Here is a 20,570-nt window from a genome sequence, read left to right on the forward strand (position 1 = left end):
CCGCCTGTCACTGATCCATGTAGACGTGGGTTTCGGCGGCCGCACCCGGATGGGTCACGGCGCCGTAGCGAGCCTTGCCGACCAGCTGGGCGTATTTCCACAGCGCGCCCGAGGCATAATCCGTCTTGCGCGGCCCGGCCCATGCGGCGCGGCGTTGCGCCAGTTCCTCGTCGCTCAGCGCCACGGAAATCTCGCCCCGGATCGCGTCGATGGTGATCATGTCGCCGTCGCGCAGCAGCGCGATGGGGCCGCCATGCGCCGCCTCGGGGCCGACATGGCCGACGCAGAAGCCGCGCGTCGCGCCGGAAAACCGCCCGTCGGTGATCAGCGCCACCTTCTTGCCCATGCCCTGCCCCGACAGCGCCGCGGTGGTCGCCAGCATCTCGCGCATGCCGGGGCCGCCGGCCGGGCCCTCGTTGCGGATGACGATCACGCAGCCCTCGGCATAGTCGCGGCGGGTAACGGCATCAAAGGCCTCTTCCTCGGATTCGAAGACGCGGGCGGGGCCGGTAAAGACCTGATGCTCGGGCGCCATGCCCGCGACCTTCACGATGGCGCCGTCGGGTGCCAGGTTGCCGCGCAGCCCGACCACGCCGCCGGTCCGCGACAGCGGCGCCGTCACCGGATGGATGACCTTGCCGTCGATCTCGCGCGCGACAAGGTCCAGTTCCTCGCCCATGCTGCGCCCCGAGGCGGTCAGGCAATCCTCGTGGATCAGCCCGGCGCGGCGCAGCTCGCGCATGACCACCGGCACGCCGCCGGCCTCGAACATATCCTTGGCGACGTAATCGCCGCCGGGGCGCAGGTTCACGAAATAGGGGGTGTCGCGAAAGATGTCGCAGACGTCGAACAGGTCGAATGGGATGCCCGCCTCATGCGCGATGGCGGGCAGGTGCAGCCCGGCATTGGTGGAGCCGCCGGTGCAGGCCACCACCCGCGCCGCGTTTTCCAGCGACTTGCGCGTCACCACGTCGCGGGCGCGGATGTTCCTCTCGATCAGCGCCATCACCGCCTCGCCCGAGGCGAGCCCGTATTGATCGCGCGATTCGTAGGGCGCCGGCGCGCCCGAACTGTTCATCAGCGCCAGCCCGATGGCCTCGCTGACGCAAGCCATGGTGTTGGCGGTATATTGCCCGCCGCAGGCCCCGGCCGAGGGACAGGCCACGCGCTCCAGGATCTCCAGCTCGGCATCGGTCATCTTGCCGGCGGCGTGCTGGCCCACGGCCTCGAACACGTCCTGGACCACCACGTCGCGCCCGTCCAGCTTGCCCGGCAGGATCGAGCCGCCATAGATGAAGACGCTGGGCACGTTCAGCCGCACCATGGCCATCATCATGCCCGGCAGCGACTTGTCGCAGCCCGCCAGCCCGACCAGCGCGTCATAGCAATGCCCGCGCATGGTCAGTTCGACCGTGTCGGCGATGGCATCGCGCGAGGCAAGGCTCGAGCGCATCCCCTCGTGCCCCATGGCGATGCCGTCGGTGACGGTGATGGTGGTGAACTCGCGCGGGCAGCCGCCGCCCTTCTTGACGCCCTGCTTGACCGACTGGGCCTGGCGGGCCAGCGCGATATTGCAGGGCGCGGCCTCGTTCCAGCAGGTCGCCACCCCCACCCAGGGTGAATGGATCTCTTCGTCCGAGATGCCCATGGCATAGAAATAGCTGCGATGCGGCGCGCGGGCCGGCCCCTCGGTGACATGGCGACTGGGCAGGGTCGACTTGTCGAAACGGCTGTTCTTCATGGCTGCATCCTCCGGCTGGATTCTGGATAGGCCCAGCCCGCCCGCGGAGCAAGGGGCTGCCGCCTGCCCTCAGCCCAGGGCCGCGTCCAGCCGGGCGGCCATGATCAGGTCGTTCATGGTCACGCCCCCGGCCGAATGGGTGGCATAGGTGACGCGGGCATGGCCCCAGCCAAAGACGATGTCGGGATGGTGCCCGGCGGCCTCGGCCTGCCAGGCGGCCAGGTTGGCCAGCTGCGCCGCCTGCCTGAAGTTCTTGAAGCGCCATTCGCGCTGGATCGACTTGCCGTCCTCGGCCATGCACCACTCGGGCAGGTCGGCCAGCGCCTTGCGCAATTCCTCCGGCGACAGCGCGGCGGCGCCGTCCACGATCTTGTCCTTGCTGCGGTCCGTCATCGCGTCCTCCGTCACAGGATCGGCGCCGCCAGCGCCAGAAGATTGTTGCGCAGCCGGCGCCGGACCGACCAGCCGCGGATGTCCTCCAGCGCGATCGGCCGGGCGCGGTCGATATAGCCCTGCTGGCGTTCGTCCAGCCGCTCGGTGATGTCGCCGCCCAGGAACAGCATGTTCATCTCGTAGTTCAGCTCGAAGCTGCGGCGGTCCATGTTGGCGCTGCCCAGCATGGCCATGCGCCCGTCGGCGGTGATGATCTTGGAATGCAAGAGCCCGCCCTGGAACAGCATCAGCCTGACCCCGGCCGAAACCAGCCCGTAATAGAACCCCTCAGACGTGGCCTGCACCACCAGCGAATCGTTGCGCTCGGGCAGGATCACGGTCACGTCCACGCCCCGCCGCGCCGCCGTGCGGATCGCCGAATCAAGCGAGGCGTCGGGCACGTAATAGGGCGTCGTGATCACCAGCCGCTCGCGCGCGGCATGGATCATCGTCACCATGCAATCCGACAGCGAGCCCTGGCGCTCGTCCGGCCCGGTGGCGACGACCTGCGCCACCTCGCCCGGCGCGGTGACGGGGCGGGTCATGCGCAGCATCTCGCCCAGGTCCTCGCCGGTATAGCTCATCCAGTCCTGCAGGAAGACCGCCTGCATCTGCCGCACCACCGGCCCCTCGATGGCCAGGAAGACGTCGATCCAGGGCGCATAGCGCGGCTTGATGGCAAAGGCCCGGTCCGAGCAGTTGCGGCTGCCGGTAAAGCCCAGCACATGGTCGATCACCACGATCTTGCGGTGGTTGCGCAGGTCCATGCGCTGGAACAGCCCGCCGATCACCGGGATGCTCAGCGGCAGCGCCTCGACGCATTCGACCCCCGCCGCCTTCATCCGCGACCAGGATTCGGACCGGCCGAAGGCGCGCGAGCCGAAGGCGTCGATGATCGCCCGCACCTTGACGCCGCGCCCGGCGGCGCGGATCGCCGCCTCGGCCACCGACCGCCCCGAGGGATCGTCGAGCCAGATATAGAACAGCATGTGGACATGCTCGGTCGCGCCGTCGATCGCCTCGACCAGCGCGGCGATGGCGCTGTCGTCCTCGGGCAGCAGCGCGGCGCGGTTGCCGGCCACCGCGGCAAAGCCGGTGGTGGCGCGATTCGCCTTGATGACCGGCTCGGCGAAATCGGGCAGCACCTTCAGCTCTTCGGGGCTGGACTGCCACAGGCCGGACAGGCGCGAGCGGACATTGGCCATGGTCTCGACCTCGGCGCCGCGCATGCGGATCTCGCCGAACAGCACATAGGCCAGGATGCCGACCAGCGGCACCAGCTCGATCACCAGGATCCAGGACAGGCGGACCGTCGGCTCAAGCCGCGGACGCAGCAGCACGCGCACCGAAACGGCCAGCGCGGCTGCGTAATGCATGAACACAAGGGCTTCGGTCCACATGCCGCCATGAAAGCCCGGACAGCGCGGAATTGCAATTCGGCACCGCTTTGCATATCTGAGCCCAGAACGCAGCGCAGGGGGCCGCCGATGAACTGGATCACCAATTATGTCCGTCCGCGCATCAATTCGCTGTTCTCGCGCCGCGAGGTGCCCGAGAACCTGTGGACCAAATGCCCGGAATGCGGGACCATGCTGTTCCACCGCGAATTGTCGGACAACCTGAACGTCTGCACGAATTGCGACCATCACCTGGCGATCAGCCCGCGCGGCCGCTTTGCCGCGCTCTTCGACGGCGGCGTCTTCGTCGAGGTCAAGGTGCCCGAGCCGGTCGCCGACCCGCTGGGCTTCCGCGACCAGAAGAAATACCCCGACCGCATGAAGGCCGCGCAGAAGTCCACCGGCGAGAAAGAGGCGATGCTGGTCGCCGAGGGCGAGATCGGCCGCACCCCCATCGTCGCCGCCGCGCAGGACTTTTCCTTCATGGGCGGCTCGATGGGCATGTATGTCGGCAATGCCATCATCGCCGCCGCCGAACGCGCGGTAAAGCTCAAGCGGCCCCTGGTGCTGTTCTCGGCCGCCGGCGGCGCGCGCATGCAGGAAGGCATCCTGTCGCTGATGCAGATGCCCCGCACCACCGTCGCCGTCGAGATGCTGAAAGAGGCGCGGCTGCCCTATATCGTCGTGCTGACCCATCCGACCACCGGCGGCGTGACCGCCAGCTATGCCATGCTGGGCGACATCCAGATCTCGGAACCGAACGCGCTGATCTGCTTTGCCGGCCCGCGCGTGATCGAGCAGACCATCCGCGAAAAGCTGCCCGAGGGCTTCCAGCGCGCCGAATACCTGCTGGAACACGGCATGCTGGACCGGGTGACGCATCGCAAGAAGCTGCGCGAAGAGCTGATCTCGATCCTGCGCATGCTGGGCGGCCTGCCCGCGCCGGTGGTGGGCGACCTGCCCGCGCCCGGCACCATCGCCGCACCGCGCCCCGAAAACGCCGCCGACAACGCCTCCGCCTAGGCCGGACGACATCGCGATGACCTCCTCCGACGCCATTCTCGCGCGGCTCATGCAGCTGCATCCCAAGGTCATCGACCTGTCGCTGGACCGGATGCACCGCATCCTTGCCGCCCTGGGCAACCCGGAGCGCAGCATCCCGCCCGCGATCCACATCGCCGGGACCAACGGCAAGGGCTCGACCCAGGCGATGATCCGCGCCGGGCTGGAATCGGCCGGCAAGCGCGTCCATGCTTATACCTCGCCGCATCTGGCGCAGTTCCACGAGCGCATCCGGCTGGCCGGGGAGTTGATCTCGGAGGCCGACCTGGCCGCGGCGCTCGAGGAATGCGAGGCCGCGAACGCCGGCGCGCCGATCACCTTCTTCGAGATCACCACCGCGGCGGCCTTCCTGGCCTTCTCGCGAACGCCGGCGGATTACACGCTGCTGGAAGTGGGCCTGGGCGGCCGGCTGGACGCGACCAACGTGATCGAGGCGCCGGCCCTGACCGTCATCACCCCCATCAGCATCGACCATACGCAATACCTGGGCGAGACGCTGGCCGAGATCGCCGGCGAAAAGGCCGGGATCATGAAGCGCCGCGTGCCCTGCATCGTCGCCCCGCAGGAGGCCGTCGCCCGCGAGGTGATCGAGCAGAAGGCCGAGCGGCTGTTCGCGCCGCTGCGCATCGGCCGGCAGGACTGGGACAGCCGGCGCGAAGGCGACAGCCTGGTCTACCAGGACGAACACGGGCTGATGGACCTGCCCCTGCCCGTCCTGCCCGGCCCGCATCAGATCGTGAACGCCGGCACCGCCATCGCCGCGCTGCGCGAACTGGGATTCGGCCGCATCGAGGCCCGCGCCGCCGTGACCGAGGCCGAATGGCCCGCGCGCATGCAGCGCCTGGGCCATGGCCCGCTGGTCGAGGCGGCGGGGGCCTGCGAGCTTTGGCTCGACGGCGGCCACAACCCGGCCGGGGGCGAGGCGGTGGCGGCGACGCTGGCCGCCCTGCCGCGCCGGCCGACGCATCTGGTCTGCGGCATGCTGAACACCAAGGACGTGGCGGGCTACATGCGGCCGCTGGCCGGGGTGGCGCACAGCCTGACCGCCGTGGCGATCCCCGGCGAGCCGAACACCCTGCCGGCCGAGGACACCGCCGCAGCCGCAACCTCGGTGGGGCTTGTGGCCAGCACCGCTCCGGATGCGCTGGCGGCGGTCGGCCGCATTGCCGCGGATCACCCCGGCGCGCGCATCCTGATCTGCGGCTCGCTTTATCTCGCCGGGCAGGTGCTGCGCCGGAACGGCTAGACCGGCAGGCGATTCGCGCCGGCCCCGGCACGGATTGGCCGCATCCGGCAACCGCCTCGGCGGGAATGCCCGGCCGCGTTGACGGTGATGATTGCGATAGACGCGGGGCGACCGCCCCCCATGTCGGATACGACCCCAGCAGAGGCTGGGCATTCTGGCAACCGCCATTGGGGCGACCCGCGCGCAGGATGCAACTCACGAAGGCTTCCCACAGGCAGATGCGCCGGTCTCTCGCAGGGCGACCCGCGGGGGGATCGTCCCGCCGCTCGGGCAATGGCCAGGCGATCGGCAGGAAACCTTGGTCAGCGCCCGTCCAGCATCCGCAATTCATGGGTGCGGCCCGCCTTGACATAGGTCAGCCGTCCGTCGCCGATGGAATTGATCGTGCCGCCGTCGATGCGGTCGCCCAGCCGGACCGTCACCACCTTGCCGCTGCGCAGCCGGATCAGCGCGCGGCTGGCCTTGCCGGCGCCGATGATGCCGATGACCGTGGTGCGGCCCATGTCGATGCCGCGCGCCTGGGTCGCGGCCTTGGCCACCGAGGCCGAGGTCGCGCCCTTGGGCAAGGCGTTGGCGGCGATCTCGGGCTCGTTGTCGATCTCGGGCGGCTTGTAGTCCTGGCGTTGGGCGCGGGCGGCCCGTTCCTCGGCTGCGGCCTGGGCGCGGGCGCGGGCCTCGGCCTGGGCGCGGGCCTCGGCCTCGGCCTTGGCGTCGGCGGCGGCGCGGGCGCGGATGCGCGCCTCGGCCTGGGCCTGCAATTGCTCGTCAAGCTTGCGGCGGGCGGCCAGTTCGGCCTCGCTGGGTCCGGGCGCGGCCGCGGGCGCAGCGGCCGGGGCCTCGGCCGTCGGTGCCGCATCGGGGGCTGCGCGCTCGCCGCGCCGGGGCGGCAGGGGCGAGGAAGCCAGCGCCGAAAGCCGCACCCCGCCCGGCGTGGCGGGCGAAGCCGCGACCGCGGCCGAGATGGCGGCCTCGACCGCCCCGTCCGAAACCCCGCCGCCGGCCGAGGCGACGGCCGACGCGCCAGGACGGGCGCGGGGACGGGCCGAGCCACGCAAAAGCCCGCCCGAATCCTGGGCGGGCGCGGCGGCGCTTTCGACATGGTCGGGCTTGTCTGGTGGCGGCGTGGTCGCCGATCTCACCGCGGCGTCGATGGCCGATGGGCTGACGGCATCGCTGGCCGAACCGGGCTTGCGCTGCGGCCGCGCCTGCGCCAGCCGCTCGCCGCGGGGCGGGGATTGCTGCACGACCAGCCCATCGCGGCCGAGATCGCGGATAAGGTCGCGCAGATGCCCCTGTTCGGCCGGGGTCAGGTCGTCGGCAGACAGGCCCGCGCCCGGAACCTCCGGGGTCGAGCCCTCGGGGCGCGACGGCGGCCGGGCCGAGCCGCGCAGCATCGCATTGCCGGTCGCGGCGACGGGTTGGACGGCGGGCTCCTGCACCGGGGCCGGTGTCGGCGCCGGCGTCGACGTCGGGGCGGCGGCGGGCGGCGCGGCGCGGCTGCGTCCGGGCGGCCGCGCGCTGCCGACGGGCTGGGCGCGGGACTGGCTGGCCTCATAGGGCAGCGGGTTCGAGGGCACGCGCGGCGCGGTATCGGCCCGCGGCGCCGAGGTCTGCGGCGTGCTGCGGCGCGGCGCAAGCTGCGGCCGGGCCGAACTGGTCAGCCCGGCGGCGACCGGCGCGGGCCGGGGCGGCGCGGCAGCGGGGGCCGAGGTCGCGGCGGGCAGCGTGGCGGCCTGGGCGGCGCTGGCCGGGGCGTCGTCCGGCGCGGGCGCGGCGGGCTCCGGCGCCGCTGCTGGCGCGGCGTTCTGCGCCGCGGGCGGCACCACGGCAGCTGCGACCGCCGCAGCAGCGACCATGACCCGGCGCCGTTCCTCCTCGGTCAGGGCCGAAAGCGGCGCGGCTGCAGGCTCGGCCGCCGCGCGCTGCTCCGGCGCCGGGGCAGGCGCGGGCTGGGACGCTGGCTCAGGCGCAGCCTCTGCCGGGGCGGGCTCGGTCGCGGCCGACGGAGAAGCGGTCGGTGCGGGCGTGGGTTCCAGTGCGGGTTCCGGCGCGGGTTCGGGTTCGGCCGGGGCGGCGGCCGCCGGCACCTGCTCGGCCGGGGCGGCTGCGGCAAGCTGCGCCTCCTGCCGGTCCGGCACCAGGAAGGCCCAGATCAGGATCAGCCCGACGACCAGCGCGCCCAGCATGGCGATCAGCCCAGAAAGCCCGCCCCGTTCGCCGGGACGGCGGGGCTGGGCCGGGGCGGCGCCCGCCGGTCGGGGGGCACGGCGGGCATCGGCCGCGCGTTCATGCACGGCGCGGGCCCGCGGGTTCAGCGCGGCGCCTGCCTGCGGCACGGCTTCGGGCCGCGCGCCGGGTCCGGCCTCCGGTATAACCGCGTCAGGCTGGTCCGGCTCTGCCGCTTCGAGCGCCTCGGAAACATCGTTTTCCGCTGGGGCGGCCTCCTCAGGGGTCGAGGCCGGATCAGCCCCCTCAGTTTCCTCAGATTTTTCGCTTTTATTTCCGATGAATACCGCAGCTTCCTCGGAAAACCCGACCCTCTCGCCCGGCTCCGCCTGCGGGGCCGGATCTTCGCCGGCCTCCCCGTCAGCTGCCGGCTCGGGCGCATTTTCCGCCGCATCCTCCGGCGCCTCGGAACCGTCGCCGTCGAGATCCAGCGCGTCCTGGGTTTCGGCCGGCTCCTCCTCGATCAGCAGCGCCGAGGCCGTCACGCCGGCCTGCGCCGGATCGACCTGCGGGCGGCTGCGCGGCGCCGCCTCCAGCACGAAGACCGGCTCGCCCGGATAAAGTCCCGCGGCCGGCGCGGCGCAGTATCCCCGCCCTTCGAACCCGTATTGCCGGGCGAAATCGCCGGCCTCGCGCAGGGTCTGGCGGGCCACGGCGGCGACGCGGACGCTGTCGCCCTCGCCCTGCCAGTCGAAGGCCAGATCCTCGATCGCATAGGGGGTCAGCCCGTCCAGCGCGCGGCCCACCGCATGGTCGCGATCCGCACCCGGCGCGACCGTCAGCGTCGTGTAGAGGATCTGGTCGTCGGGAATGATCAGCACGACGGGCAGCACCGCCTCGTCCCCGGTGGCCATGGCGCGCAGCCGCGCCAGCGCGTCGTGAAAGTCGGGCGAGGCGAAATCGACCGAGCCCAGATGCCGCCAAGCCCCCGGCGCGACGCCGTCCTGCCCCTGCGGGCCCCGCTCGCGACGTTCCAGATGCACGGCATCCTCGCTGAAGGAGAGTGCGTATTCGGTGACGGAATCAAGCGACATCGACAGGCTTTGCTTTCGGTTCCGGGCGCCCTGGGCTGTCCCGGACGCATCTTCGTGATTGATGGTTCTGAACTAGCCCAGAACGCGATCCGTGAAAAGCCGAACACCGGATTGTGACGCATCCCGGAACGCATTTGCGGCGTTATGGGGGCTCGTGAAGACAACCGCGCAAGGGCAAAGCACCCGATGCGCCAAGGAGTAAGACCCGATGCCCCGATTCCGACCCCTGCTGGCCGCCACGACGCTGATCGTTCTGGGCGCCGGCCCGCTGCTGGCCCAGACCGCCCCGGCCGACGCGCCGCCGCCGCCCGCGCAGATGGGACATCACATGATGAAACATGCAGCCCCCTTCGCCAAGCTGACCGTGACCGGCACCGGCCATGCCACGATCCAGCCCGACATGGCCACGATCACCCTGGGCGTCAGCACCCGCGCCGCCACCGCGGCCGAGGCGATGACGCAGAACGCCGAGCAGCAGGCCAAGGTCATCGAGACGCTGAAGGCCGAGGGGATCGAGGCGCGCGACATCCAGACCTCGGGGCTGAACCTGTCGCCGGTCATGGATTACTCGGACCAGGGCCAGCCGCCGAAGCTGACCGGCTATGGCGCGCAGAACAGCGTGACCGTGCGGGTGCGCGACATCGCCGGGCTGGGCGCGGTGCTGGACAAGCTGGTCGCCTCGGGCGCCAACGAGATCAGCGGCATCGCGTTTTCGCGCGAGGACATGGCCGAGGCCGAGGACCAGGCCCGCACCGAGGCCGTGGCCGAGGCGCGCCGCCGCGCCGAGGTGATGGCCGAGGCGGCGGGGATGCGGCTTGGCCGGCTGATCTCGCTTTCCGAGGCACCGACGGGCGGCGGGCCGCGCCCGATGATGGCCATGCGCGCCCAGGCGGCCGGCTCGGCCGATACGCCCATCGAGGCGGGCGAGTTGGCCGTCAGCGCCGATGTCACCGCGGTCTTCGCCATGCGCCCGGCCGATGCGCCGCAAGGCGGCGAGCCGCCCGAAGGTGAAATCACACCCGAGGGAGAAATCGCACCCGAGGAGCCCCCGGTCGAGGCTCCGGCGAACTGATCCCCCGACGGGCGGCGCAACGATGCGCCGCCCTTTCCGGTTCAGGCCGTGGCGGCCGCCAGCGCCTGGTCCAGGTCGGCGATGATGTCGGCCGCGTCCTCGATCCCGATCGAAAGCCGCACCACGTCCGGCCCGGCGCCGGCCGCGATCTTCTGCTCGTCGGTCAGCTGGCTGTGCGTGGTCGAGGCGGAATGGATCACCAGCGAGCGCGCATCGCCCAGGTTCGCCACATGGCTGAAGAGCTTGAGGTTATCCACCAGCTTCACCGCCGCGTCGTAGCCCCCCTTGATCGCAAAGGTGAACAGCGCCCCCGCCCCCTTGGGATAGACCCGCCGCGCCGTCTCGTTCCAGGGCGACGAGGCAAGGCCGGCATAGGTGACCGAGGTCACGCGCGGGTCGTTTTCCAGCCATTCCGCGACCTCGAGCGCGTTCTCGACATGGCGGGCCATGCGCAGGCCCAGGGTCTCGATCCCCATCAGCGTGTAATGCGCGGCCTGCGGGTTCATGGTCATGCCCAGGTCGCGCAGCCCGATGGCGATGCCGTGGAAGGTATAGGCCAGCGCGCCGAAGGTTTCGTGGAACTTCAGCCCGTGATAGGCGGGCTCGGGCTGGGACAGGCTGGGGAACTTGTCCGAGGCCGACCAGTCGAACCGGCCCGAATCGACGATGGCCCCGCCCGTCACCGTGCCGTTGCCGGTCATGTATTTGGTCAGGCTGTGGACCACCAGCGTCGCGCCCAGTTCGATGGGCTTGCACAGCCAGGGCGTGGCCAGGGTGTTGTCGACGATCAGCGGCAGGCCGGCCTGCTCCGCGACCTTCGCCACCGCCGGGATGTCGGTGACATAGCCGCCCGGATTGCTGATCGATTCGCAGAAGATGGCGCGGGTGTCGTCGTCGATGGCGGCGCGCAGCGCGTCCAGGTCGTCCAGGTCCACGAATTTGCACGACCAGCCGAAACGCTTGATGGTCTGGCTGAACTGGGTGATGGTGCCGCCGTAAAGCCGGGTCGAGGCGATCAGGTTCCGGCCCGGCCCCATCAGCGGGAACAGCGCCATGATCTGCGCCGCATGCCCCGAGGAACAGCAGACCGCGCCGGCCCCGCCCTCCAGCTCGGCCACCCGCGCCTGCAGCGCGGCCACCGTGGGGTTGGTCAGGCGGGAATAGATATAGCCGACCTCTTGCAGGCCAAAGAGCCGCGCGGCATGGGCGGCGTCCTGAAAGACATAGGCCGTGGTCTGATAGATCGGCACCTGCCGCGCCCCGGTCGCCGGGTCGGGCGCGCTGCCTGCATGGATGGCGGTGGTGTCGAAACCCCAATTCTCGGACATGGAAACTCTCCCCTTCTTCGGGCAGAGACTAGGCGCAAGCGGGCGGCGAAGGGAACAGCAAACCCGCCGCGAAACGCCGGAAAAGCCGGCCGTCCCGCTGGGCAGGCCCCTGGGGCGCGTGATTTCCCCCGCCGCTTCGCGAAAGGACCGGGCTGCGACGACAAGCCCGCCCTTGCGGGGCGGCGCGCGGCGCATGGAAAAGCCCGCCGATGTCCGGCGGGCCTCGCGCATCGGCCGGGCCGATGGCTCAGCGGCATTCAAGCTGCACGTTGACCGGGTTCGGCACCAGTTCCAGCATCGCCCCCGAAGAGGCGTCGACGCCCGCGCCGATGATCCCGCCGACCAGCACGTTGCCGGCCATCGCCGCGCCGCCGCCGCCGGCCACGCGGTTGGTCACGCGGACCTGCTGCGGCTTGCAGCGGTCCTTCGTCACCGCGACGTTCAGCTCCGACTTGCGCGGAACCTTGAAGCTGCAGGGGGTATTCTCGCAGGTCTGCCCGTCGCTGAGCCTGACCTGGGCCCCGCCGGGGGTCGAATTGACGACAAGCACGTCCTTCGTCCCGCGGGTGATGGTGGCGCAGCCTGCCAGAGAAAAGGCCGCGCAAAGCGCAAAAACACGTCCGATCATGGGAAACCTCTCAACAAAGTGAGAAGGCTTTATTGTCTATTTTGTCTGATTAAAAGGTATTCCTCGGTAGCCGAGCGTTTCGACAGTATTTCATGGAAACCCTGCCATAGCCCCGTATTTTCCAAGGTGAAAGAGGGTATCCGGCCGATGAAAATGCCCGAAAAGCGCAGAAATACGCCAAGAGATAAGGCGCTTTCCGACAGAGAAAGCGGCATTATTGTCCATTTTGCGTAAGTATGCATCACGGCAGATGGCTGGCCTTCTACCCCGGCTGGCGCCGCTTGGCGGATCAGGGCGGCCTTGAGCCAAGGCCAGGCGGTGACGCGCCAGCCGCCAACCATGAATCGCCACGATGCCGCGACGGTTTCTTCCAGATTTTCAGGGGATGAAAATGGTGCGGTCGAGAAGACTCGAACTTCCACTCCGGTTAAGGAACAGCGACCTCAACGCTGCGCGTCTACCAATTCCGCCACGACCGCACTTTCGTAGGCTCGCGTCTCATAGACGCTTGCGCGGCGGATGAAAAGGGCATTTTTTTCACCCGCCGCGCGAATTTTTTTCACTCGGCCGCGACCGCCGCCTGCGGGGTGTAGTTCAGGATCGGCGCCAGCCAGCGCTCGACCTCGCGCACCGCCATCCCCTTGCGGTCGGCATAGTCCAGGACCTGGTCATGCTCGACCTTGGCGACGCCGAAGTAATAAGCCTCGGGATGGCCGATATAGAGGCCCGAGACCGAGGCGCCGGGCCACATCGCCATCGACTCGGTCAGCTCGACCCCCGTCGCCGCAGTCGCGTCCAGCAGCCTGAACAGCGTGACCTTTTCCGTGTGGTCGGGCTGGGCGGGATAGCCTGGCGCCGGGCGGATGCCCTTGTAGGGCTCGGCGATCAGTTCCTCGGGGGCAAAGCTTTCGTCGGAATAGCCCCAGTATTGCCGGCGCACCCGCTCGTGCATCATCTCGGCCAGCGCCTCGGCGAAACGGTCGGCCAGGGCCTGCACCAGGATGGCCGAGAAATCGTCATGCGCGGCCTTGAAGCGCTCGGCGATCTGCTGCTCTTCGCCGCCCGCCGTCACCACGAAGCCGCCGACATAGTCGCGATGCCCCTCGGGGGCGACGAAATCGGCCAGCGCCACGTTCGGGCGGCCGTCGCGCTTGCTGACCTGCTGGCGCAGCGTGTGCAGCGTCGCCAGTTCCGCCGCCCGGTCCTCGCCGGTGAAAAGCCGGATGTCGTCGCCAACCCGGTTCGCCGGCCAGAAGCCGACGACCGCCCGCGGCCGGAACCATTGCTCGTCGATGATGCGCTTCAGCATGGCCTGCGCATCGGCGAAAAGCTGGCGCGCCACCTCGCCCTGCTTTGCGTCGTCCAGGATGCGCGGATAGACGCCCTTCAGCTCCCAGGTCTGGAAGAACGGGGTCCAGTCGATATAGCGCGCGATCTCGGCAAGGTCGAAATCCTCGATCACGCGCGGGCCCAGGAACTCGGGCGCCTTGGCCTCGAACCCCGACCAGTCGACCCGCAGCCCATTGTCGCGGGCCGAGGCCAGCGGCAGACGCTTCTTTTCCGCCTCGGCGCGGGCGTGCTTGTTGGCCACGTCCATGTATTCGGCGCGGATAGTCTCGACATAGGCGTTCTTCTGGCCCGAGAGCAGGCTGCCCACCACCCCCACCGCGCGGCTGGCATCGGTGACATAGACCGCCTGCCCTTTCGCATAGCGCGGATGGATCTTGACCGCCGTATGCACGCGGCTCGTGGTCGCCCCGCCGATCAGCAGCGGAATGTCGAAACCCTCGCGCTCCATCTCGCTCGCGACATGCACCATCTCGTCCAGGGACGGGGTGATGAGGCCGGACAGGCCGATGATGTCCACCTTCTCGGCCTTGGCGGTTTCCAGGATCTTGGTCGCGGGCACCATCACGCCCAGGTCGATGATCTCGTAATTGTTGCAGGCCAGCACGACACCGACGATGTTCTTGCCGATGTCGTGAACATCGCCCTTGACCGTCGCCATCAGCACCTTGCCGGCGCTGGAGGAACCGCCCGCGCCGCCCGCCGCGGCCTTCTCGGCCTCCATATAGGGCAGCAGATGCGCGACCGCTTGCTTCATCACCCGGGCCGATTTCACCACCTGCGGCAGGAACATCTTGCCGGCGCCGAACAGGTCGCCGACGACGTTCATCCCCGCCATCAGCGGGCCTTCGATCACATGCAGCGGGCGTTCGGCATTCAGTCGCGCCTGCTCGGTGTCCTCGTCGATATATTCGGTGATGCCGTTGACCAGGGCGTGTTCCAGCCGCTTCTCGACCGGCCATGTGCGCCAGGTCAGATCCTTTTCGCGCGCCTTGGCCCCGCCTTCGCCGCGGAACCGCTCGGCGATCTCCAGCATGTTCTCGGTCGCCGTGCCGCCGGCTTTCGGCTTGCGGTTCAGCACCACGTCCTCGCAGGCCTCGCGCAGGCCCTCGTCGATCTGGTCATAGACCGCAAGCTGGCCCGCGTTGACGATGCCCATGTCCATCCCCGCCTGGATGGCGTGATACAGGAACACGGCATGCATCGCCTCGCGCACCGGCTCGTTGCCGCGGAAGCTGAAGGAAAGGTTCGAGACCCCGCCCGAGACATGCACATGCGGCAGGGCCTGGGTGATGCGCCGGGTCGCGCCGATGAAATCGACGCCGTAATTGTCATGCTCCTCGATCCCGGTCGCCACGGCAAAGATGTTCGGGTCGAAGATGATGTCCTGGGGCGGAAAGCCGACCTTGTTGACCAACAGGTCATAGGCGCGCGAGCAGATCTCGACCTTGCGGTTCTCGGTATCGGCCTGGCCGGTCTCGTCAAAGGCCATCACCACCACGGCCGCGCCATAGCGGCGGCAAAGCCGGGCCTGGGTCAGGAAGCTCTCCTCGCCCTCTTTCAGCGAGATCGAGTTCACGATCGCCTTGCCCTGGACGCATTTCAGCCCGGCCTCGATCACCTCCCATTTGGAGCTGTCGATCATCACCGGCACGCGGGCGATGTCCGGCTCGGCCGCGATCAGGTTCAGGTAGTCGATCATCGCCTGCTTCGAATCGATCAGCCCCTCGTCCATGTTGACGTCGATGATCTGGGCGCCGTTTTCCACCTGGTCGCGGGCCACGTCCAGCGCGGCGGCATAGTCGCCATTGGTGATGAGCTTGCGGAACCGGGCCGAGCCGGTGACGTTCGTCCGCTCGCCCACGTTCATGAAGGGGATGTCGTCGGTCTTGACGAAGGGCTCCAGCCCCGACAGGCGCAGGCGCGGCTCGATCTCGGGGATCTCGCGCGGCGGCAGCTCGGCCACGGCGCGGGCGATGGCGGCGATATGCTCGGGCGTCGAGCCGCAGCAGCCGCCCACCACGTTCACCAGCCCCTCGCGGGCGAACTCGGCGACCTGCGCCGCCATCTCCTCGGGCGATTCGTCATACTGGCCCATCTCGTTGGGCAGGCCGGCGTTGGGATAGGCGCAGATCAGCGTGTCGGCGACGGCGGAAAGCTCGGCCAGGTGCGGGCGCATGGCGGCGGCGCCAAGCGCGCAGTTCAGGCCCACGGTGATCGGCGCGGCATGGGACATGGAATGCCAGAAGGCGGTCGGCGTCTGGCCCGACAGCGTGCGGCCGGAAAGGTCGGTGATGGTGCCCGAGATCATCACCGGCAGGCGCTGGCCCTTTTCCTCGAACACCTCCTCGCAGGCGAAGATCGCGGCCTTGGCGTTCAGCGTGTCGAAGATGGTCTCGATCAGGATCAGGTCGGCGCCGCCGTCGATCAGCCCGCGGATCTGCTCGGCATAGGCGATGCGCAGCTCGTCGAAGGTGACGGCGCGATAGCCGGGATTGTTCACGTCCGGGCTGATCGAGGCGGTGCGGTTGGTCGGCCCCAGCGCGCCGGCGACCCAGCGCACCCGCCCGTCCTCGGCCGTGGCGCGGTCGAGCGCCTGCCGCGCGATGCGGGCGCCGTGCAGGTTCAGGTCATAGGCCGCCGCCTGCATGCCATAGTCGGCCTGCGCGATGGTGGTCGAGGAAAAGGTGTTGGTCTCGACGATATCCGCGCCCGCCTTGGCATAGCGATAGTGGATCTCCTCGATCGCCTTGGGCTGGGTCAGGTTCAGCAGATCGTTGTTGCCCTGCTGCGGATGCTCGCCCGGCGCCGGCGGATGGCAGCCGCAGGCGCAGCCCGTGCCATGGCCGGCGAAATCCGCCTCCTTCAGGCCAAGCTGCTGGATCTGCGTCCCCATCGCGCCGTCAAGGATCAGGATGCGTTCGCGCGCAGCCGCGCGCAGGGCGTCGAAGACGGGGGAAAGGGGCAAGGTCATGGTCCAGGGTCCGCGCGTTTCATCAAATGTGCTGTATAGCCGCAGACAGGCATTTAGTGAAATTCAACATCCGCACAATGATCTTGCATCGGATTCATGATCCGGCCCCGCGGATTCGTCATCTGCCCGCTTCTTCGTTGCGGAAATACCCTCGGGGGCGTGGGGGCAGACAGCCCCCACCGCGAACCGATCCGCCGGAACCGCCCCCGCCCCCTTGCGACGGCCCGCGGCCGGGAATATCTCACCGCCCATGACCGAATGGATCACCGCCCCCGGCCTCACCGATTATCTGGAAGCCGTCGCCTTCATGGAGGCGCGCGCCGCCGCCGTCGCCGAGGGCCGGGCGGACGAGCTGGTCTGGCTGGTCGAGCACCCGCCGCTCTACACCGCCGGCACCTCGGCGCGCGCGGCCGACCTGCTCGAGGCGCGCTTTCCCGTGCATGCCGTCGGCCGCGGCGGACAATACACCTATCACGGGCCGGGCCAGCGCGTGGTCTATGTCATGCTGGATCTGAACCGCCGCGGCCGCGACGTGCGCGCCTTCGTCAAGGCCCTGGAATCCTGGGTCATCGACGCGCTGGCCGAGTTCAACCTCAAGGGCGAGATCCGCGACGGCCGCGTCGGCGTCTGGATCGCGCGCCCCGACAAGGCGCCGCTGCCCGACGGCTCGATGCGCGAGGACAAGATCGCCGCCATCGGCGTCAAGCTGCGCCGCTGGGTCAGCTTCCACGGCATTTCGATCAACGTCGAGCCGGACCTGGGCCATTACGCCGGCATCGTGCCCTGCGGCATCCAGGGCCATGGCGTGACCAGCCTGGTGGACATGGGCCTGCCCGTCGGCATGGGCGATCTGGACCTGGCGCTGCGCCGCAGCTTCGCGCGCAATTTCCCCCCGCTCGGCGGCTGATTTTCGCCCTGCGACATATTCACCCTTCACCGTCCTGCGACCTTTTTCCGGTGTTCGGACGGCTTGACGCATGATAGCCCTGTCAAGGCGGGAGGCGGAGAGGTCCGCTCCCCCGGAAAAAGCGATTACCCAAGAGGAAACGCGATGAAGATCAGCATCTATGCCACTCTCGCCGCCCTGTCCCTCGCCCTGCCCGCCGTGGCCCAGGAAGGCGACGCCGCCAAAGGCGAGAAGGAATTCAACAAGTGCAAGGCCTGCCACATGGTCCAGGCACCGGACGGCACCGACATCGTCAAGGGCGGCAAGACCGGGCCGAACCTCTACGGCGTCGTCGGCCGCAAGATCGCCTCGGTCGAAGGCTTCAAATACGGCGACGGCATCCTTGAAGTGGCGGAAAAGAACCCCGACATGGTCTGGTCCGAGGCCGACCTGATCGAATACGTCACCGATCCCAAGCCCTGGCTGGTCGAGAAGACCGGCGATTCGGCCGCCAAGACCAAGATGACCTTCAAGCTCGGCAAGAACCAGGCCGACGTGGTCGCCTTCCTGGCCCAGCACTCGTCCGATGCGGGTGCCGAGGCGGCCCCCGCCGAAGGCGCCGCGAACTGACCGGCGACCCCCGGAACGGCGCGCCCCTGCCTGCGGCAAAACCGCGCAGGGGCGCGACTTTTAGTCCCTTCTTCGCATTGCGAGGGGTAGGAATGTGGGCTAGAAACTTAGCGAGTCCGCTGGCCCTTGGGCCGGCCAGCCGCATGTCTAGGGAGTCCACGCATGGCAGACGCAGCCGTTCACGGCCACGGTGACCATCATGACACCCGCGGGTTCTTCACCCGCTGGTTCATGTCAACAAACCACAAGGATATCGGTATCCTTTACCTGTTCACGGCCGGCATCGTCGGTCTGATCTCGGTCTGCTTCACCGTCTATATGCGGATGGAATTGCAGCATCCCGGCGTGCAATACATGTGCGTCGAGGGCGCGCGCCTCATCGCCGACGCCTCGGCGGAATGCACGCCGAACGGGCATCTTTGGAACGTCATGATCACCTATCACGGGGTGCTGATGATGTTCTTCGTGGTCATCCCGGCCCTGTTTGGCGGTTTCGGCAACTATTTCATGCCGCTGCATCTCGGCGCCCCGGACATGGCCTTCCCGCGGCTGAACAACCTCAGCTACTGGATGTATGTCTGCGGCGTGGCCCTGGGCGTGGCCTCGCTGCTGGCGCCGGGCGGCAACGACCAGATGGGCTCGGGCGTGGGCTGGGTGCTCTATCCGCCGCTCTCGACCACCGAGGCCGGCTATTCCATGGACCTGGCGATCTTTGCCGTCCATGTCTCGGGCGCCAGCTCGATCCTGGGCGCGATCAACATCATCACCACCTTCCTCAACATGCGCGCACCGGGCATGACGCTGTTCAAGGTGCCGCTGTTCGCCTGGTCGGTCTTCATCACCGCCTGGCTGATCCTGCTGTCGCTGCCGGTGCTGGCGGGCGCCATCACCATGCTGCTGATGGACCGCAACTTCGGCACCCAGTTCTTCGACCCGGCCGGCGGCGGCGATCCGGTGCTTTACCAGCATATCCTGTGGTTCTTCGGCCACCCCGAAGTCTATATCATCATCCTGCCGGGCTTCGGCATCATCAGCCACGTCATCTCGACCTTCGCGCGCAAGCCGATCTTCGGCTACCTGCCGATGGTTCTGGCCATGGCGGCCATCGGCATCCTGGGCTTCGTCGTCTGGGCGCATCACATGTATACCGCCGGCCTGTCGCTGACCCAGCAGGCCTATTTCATGCTGGCGACCATGACCATCGCCGTGCCCACCGGCATCAAGGTCTTTTCCTGGATCGCGACCATGTGGGGCGGCTCGATCGAGTTCAAGACGCCGATGCTCTGGGCCTTCGGCTTCCTGTTCCTGTTCACCGTCGGCGGCGTGACCGGCGTGGTGCTGAGCCAGGCGCCGCTGGACCGGGTCTACCACGACACCTATTACGTCGTCGCCCACTTCCACTATGTGATGTCGCTGGGCGCGGTCTTTGCGATCTTTGCCGGGGTCTATTACTGGATCGGCAAGATGTCGGGCCGGCAATACCCGGAATGGGCCGGCAAGCTGCATTTCTGGATGATGTTCATCGGCTCGAACCTGATCTTCTTCCCGCAGCACTTCCTGGGCCGCCAGGGCATGCCGCGCCGCTACATCGACTATCCGGTCGAGTTCGCCTACTGGAACAACATCTCCTCGATCGGCGCCTATATCTCCTTCGCGTCCTTCCTGTTCTTCATCGGCATCGTGTTCTACACGCTCTTCGCCGGCAAGCGCGTGAACGTGCCGAACTACTGGAACGAGCATGCCGACACGCTGGAATGGACCCTGCCCTCGCCGCCGCCCGAGCATACCTTCGAGACCCTGCCCAAGCGCGAGGACTGGGATCGCGCACAGGCGCATTGATCCCGCGCATTGAACGATGCCCTATGCATGGCATGACACGGCCCCGGAGCAATCCGGGGCCGTCTGCTTTCGGCTCGAGATCTGGCCGCACCGCTCGCTGTCCCGGCAGGGCTTCGTCTGGGTCATCTCGCTGACCGCCGCGGGACTGGCGCTGCCCCTGCTGGCAGTGGTCGGATCGAAGGTGCTTTGGGGGCTCCTGCCCTTTGCCGCCCTGGCGGTCTGGGGGCTGTGGCAGGGCATCGCGCGCAGCTATGGCGCGGCGCATGAGGTGATGCTGTTCGGACGCGACCGCCTCATCCTGACCCGCAGCGATCCCGGACGGCCGGACCGCGTCTGGCAGACCAACCCCTATTGGGTGCGCACCGCCCTGCGCCAGAACGGCCCGGTCGAGGATTACCTGGTGCTGACCGACGGCCAGCGCGAGGTCGAGCTGGGCGCCTTCCTTTCGCCCGAGGAGCGGGTGGCGCTGCGGGACGATCTGGAGCGGCGGCTGGCCGGGCTGCGCTAGATGGGCCGGCCTGGCCTTCGCAGGCCATGGCTGCGGAACAGGTCAGCCGTCGACGCGAATCGCCCTGTTTTCCGGGCCATAGGAGCGGTCCCCGGTCACGACCGCCTCCACAGCTCGCGCCGCATAGCCGCTTAACAGCGTGCCCGGCTGGGCCAGGTCCGGGCGAACATAGCCCAGGCCGAGGGACTTGCCGAAGGCCCGCGACCCGCCGCCCGACCCT

Annotated in this window: 15 protein-coding genes and 1 tRNA gene; 7 read left to right on the plus strand and 9 right to left on the minus strand. The window is 68.7% G+C overall.

The genetic code is table 11. From position 1 onward, the window contains the following. Nucleotides 1-7: 7 nt before the first annotated feature. The 3 genes from ilvD to cls all read right to left on the minus strand — a co-directional run bounded on the left by ilvD (nt 8) and on the right by cls (nt 3,573). Complete coding sequence (gene ilvD, locus KF941_RS08565; protein WP_214273098.1) at nt 8-1,741, minus strand: dihydroxy-acid dehydratase; 1,734 nt, start codon at nt 1,739-1,741, stop codon at nt 8-10. Between the two features lie 69 nt (nt 1,742-1,810). Next, the gene (locus KF941_RS08570; RefSeq protein WP_214273099.1) at nt 1,811-2,134 is read right to left on the minus strand and encodes a 4a-hydroxytetrahydrobiopterin dehydratase; all 324 of its coding nucleotides are present in this window, start codon (nt 2,132-2,134) and stop codon (nt 1,811-1,813) included. 11 nt (nt 2,135-2,145) lie between these two features. Next, entirely contained in the window at nt 2,146-3,573 is a 1,428-nt protein-coding gene (cls, locus tag KF941_RS08575) for a cardiolipin synthase (protein ID WP_036751673.1), read from the minus strand. A gap of 87 nt (nt 3,574-3,660) precedes the next feature. Between cls and accD the strand changes: the two genes are divergently transcribed. Both accD and KF941_RS08585 read left to right on the plus strand, forming a co-directional pair. Beyond that, the gene (gene accD / locus KF941_RS08580; protein WP_072461536.1) at nt 3,661-4,593 is read left to right on the plus strand and encodes an acetyl-CoA carboxylase, carboxyltransferase subunit beta; all 933 of its coding nucleotides are present in this window, start codon (nt 3,661-3,663) and stop codon (nt 4,591-4,593) included. Between the two features lie 16 nt (nt 4,594-4,609). After that, nucleotides 4,610-5,878, plus strand: coding sequence for a folylpolyglutamate synthase/dihydrofolate synthase family protein (locus KF941_RS08585; protein WP_214273100.1), 1,269 nt, complete (start codon nt 4,610-4,612; stop codon nt 5,876-5,878). Between the two features lie 302 nt (nt 5,879-6,180). Here the strand turns inward: KF941_RS08585 and KF941_RS08590 are convergent, their stop codons facing one another. Beyond that, the gene (locus KF941_RS08590) at nt 6,181-9,138 is read right to left on the minus strand and encodes a hypothetical protein (RefSeq protein WP_214273101.1); all 2,958 of its coding nucleotides are present in this window, start codon (nt 9,136-9,138) and stop codon (nt 6,181-6,183) included. 208 nt (nt 9,139-9,346) lie between these two features. Between KF941_RS08590 and KF941_RS08595 the strand changes: the two genes are divergently transcribed. Continuing rightward, the gene (locus tag KF941_RS08595) at nt 9,347-10,210 is read left to right on the plus strand and encodes an SIMPL domain-containing protein (RefSeq protein WP_214273102.1); all 864 of its coding nucleotides are present in this window, start codon (nt 9,347-9,349) and stop codon (nt 10,208-10,210) included. Nucleotides 10,211-10,251: 41 nt separating this feature from the next. On the opposite strand, the gene KF941_RS08600 is transcribed toward KF941_RS08595, so the two are convergent. The 5 genes from KF941_RS08600 to metH form a co-directional block, all read right to left on the minus strand. Beyond that, the gene (locus tag KF941_RS08600) at nt 10,252-11,538 is read right to left on the minus strand and encodes an O-acetylhomoserine aminocarboxypropyltransferase/cysteine synthase family protein (RefSeq protein WP_072461540.1); all 1,287 of its coding nucleotides are present in this window, start codon (nt 11,536-11,538) and stop codon (nt 10,252-10,254) included. Nucleotides 11,539-11,785: 247 nt separating this feature from the next. Next, nucleotides 11,786-12,166: a hypothetical protein gene (locus KF941_RS08605; RefSeq protein WP_036751685.1), complete on the minus strand. Its 381-nt coding sequence runs from the start codon at nt 12,164-12,166 to the stop codon at nt 11,786-11,788. A gap of 29 nt (nt 12,167-12,195) precedes the next feature. Further along, on the minus strand, nt 12,196-12,588 hold the full coding sequence (locus KF941_RS08610) for a hypothetical protein (RefSeq protein WP_214273103.1): 393 nt from the start codon (nt 12,586-12,588) through the stop codon (nt 12,196-12,198). Beyond that, nucleotides 12,559-12,645, minus strand: a tRNA-Leu gene (locus KF941_RS08615). Before KF941_RS08615 ends, KF941_RS08610 begins: the two co-directional genes overlap by 30 nt. 80 nt (nt 12,646-12,725) lie before the next feature. Further along, on the minus strand, nt 12,726-16,487 hold the full coding sequence (gene metH, locus KF941_RS08620) for a methionine synthase (RefSeq protein WP_214273104.1): 3,762 nt from the start codon (nt 16,485-16,487) through the stop codon (nt 12,726-12,728). A gap of 250 nt (nt 16,488-16,737) precedes the next feature. On the opposite strand from metH, the gene lipB reads away from it, so the two are divergent. The 4 genes from lipB (at nt 16,738) to KF941_RS08640 (ending at nt 20,350) form a co-directional block, all read left to right on the plus strand. Then, the gene (gene lipB / locus KF941_RS08625; RefSeq protein ID WP_214273105.1) at nt 16,738-17,394 is read left to right on the plus strand and encodes a lipoyl(octanoyl) transferase LipB; all 657 of its coding nucleotides are present in this window, start codon (nt 16,738-16,740) and stop codon (nt 17,392-17,394) included. Nucleotides 17,395-17,538: 144 nt separating this feature from the next. Next, complete coding sequence (locus tag KF941_RS08630; protein ID WP_214273106.1) at nt 17,539-18,003, plus strand: cytochrome C; 465 nt, start codon at nt 17,539-17,541, stop codon at nt 18,001-18,003. A 162-nt stretch (nt 18,004-18,165) separates the two neighbouring features. After that, nucleotides 18,166-19,842: a cytochrome c oxidase subunit I gene (gene ctaD / locus KF941_RS08635; protein WP_214273107.1), complete on the plus strand. Its 1,677-nt coding sequence runs from the start codon at nt 18,166-18,168 to the stop codon at nt 19,840-19,842. 16 nt (nt 19,843-19,858) lie between these two features. Next, nucleotides 19,859-20,350: a DUF2244 domain-containing protein gene (locus KF941_RS08640; protein WP_214273108.1), complete on the plus strand. Its 492-nt coding sequence runs from the start codon at nt 19,859-19,861 to the stop codon at nt 20,348-20,350. The last annotated feature ends 220 nt before the right edge of the window (nt 20,351-20,570 follow it).

This window comes from Paracoccus sp. pheM1 (assembly GCF_018499825.1).
Lineage (GTDB): Bacteria > Pseudomonadota > Alphaproteobacteria > Rhodobacterales > Rhodobacteraceae > Paracoccus > Paracoccus versutus.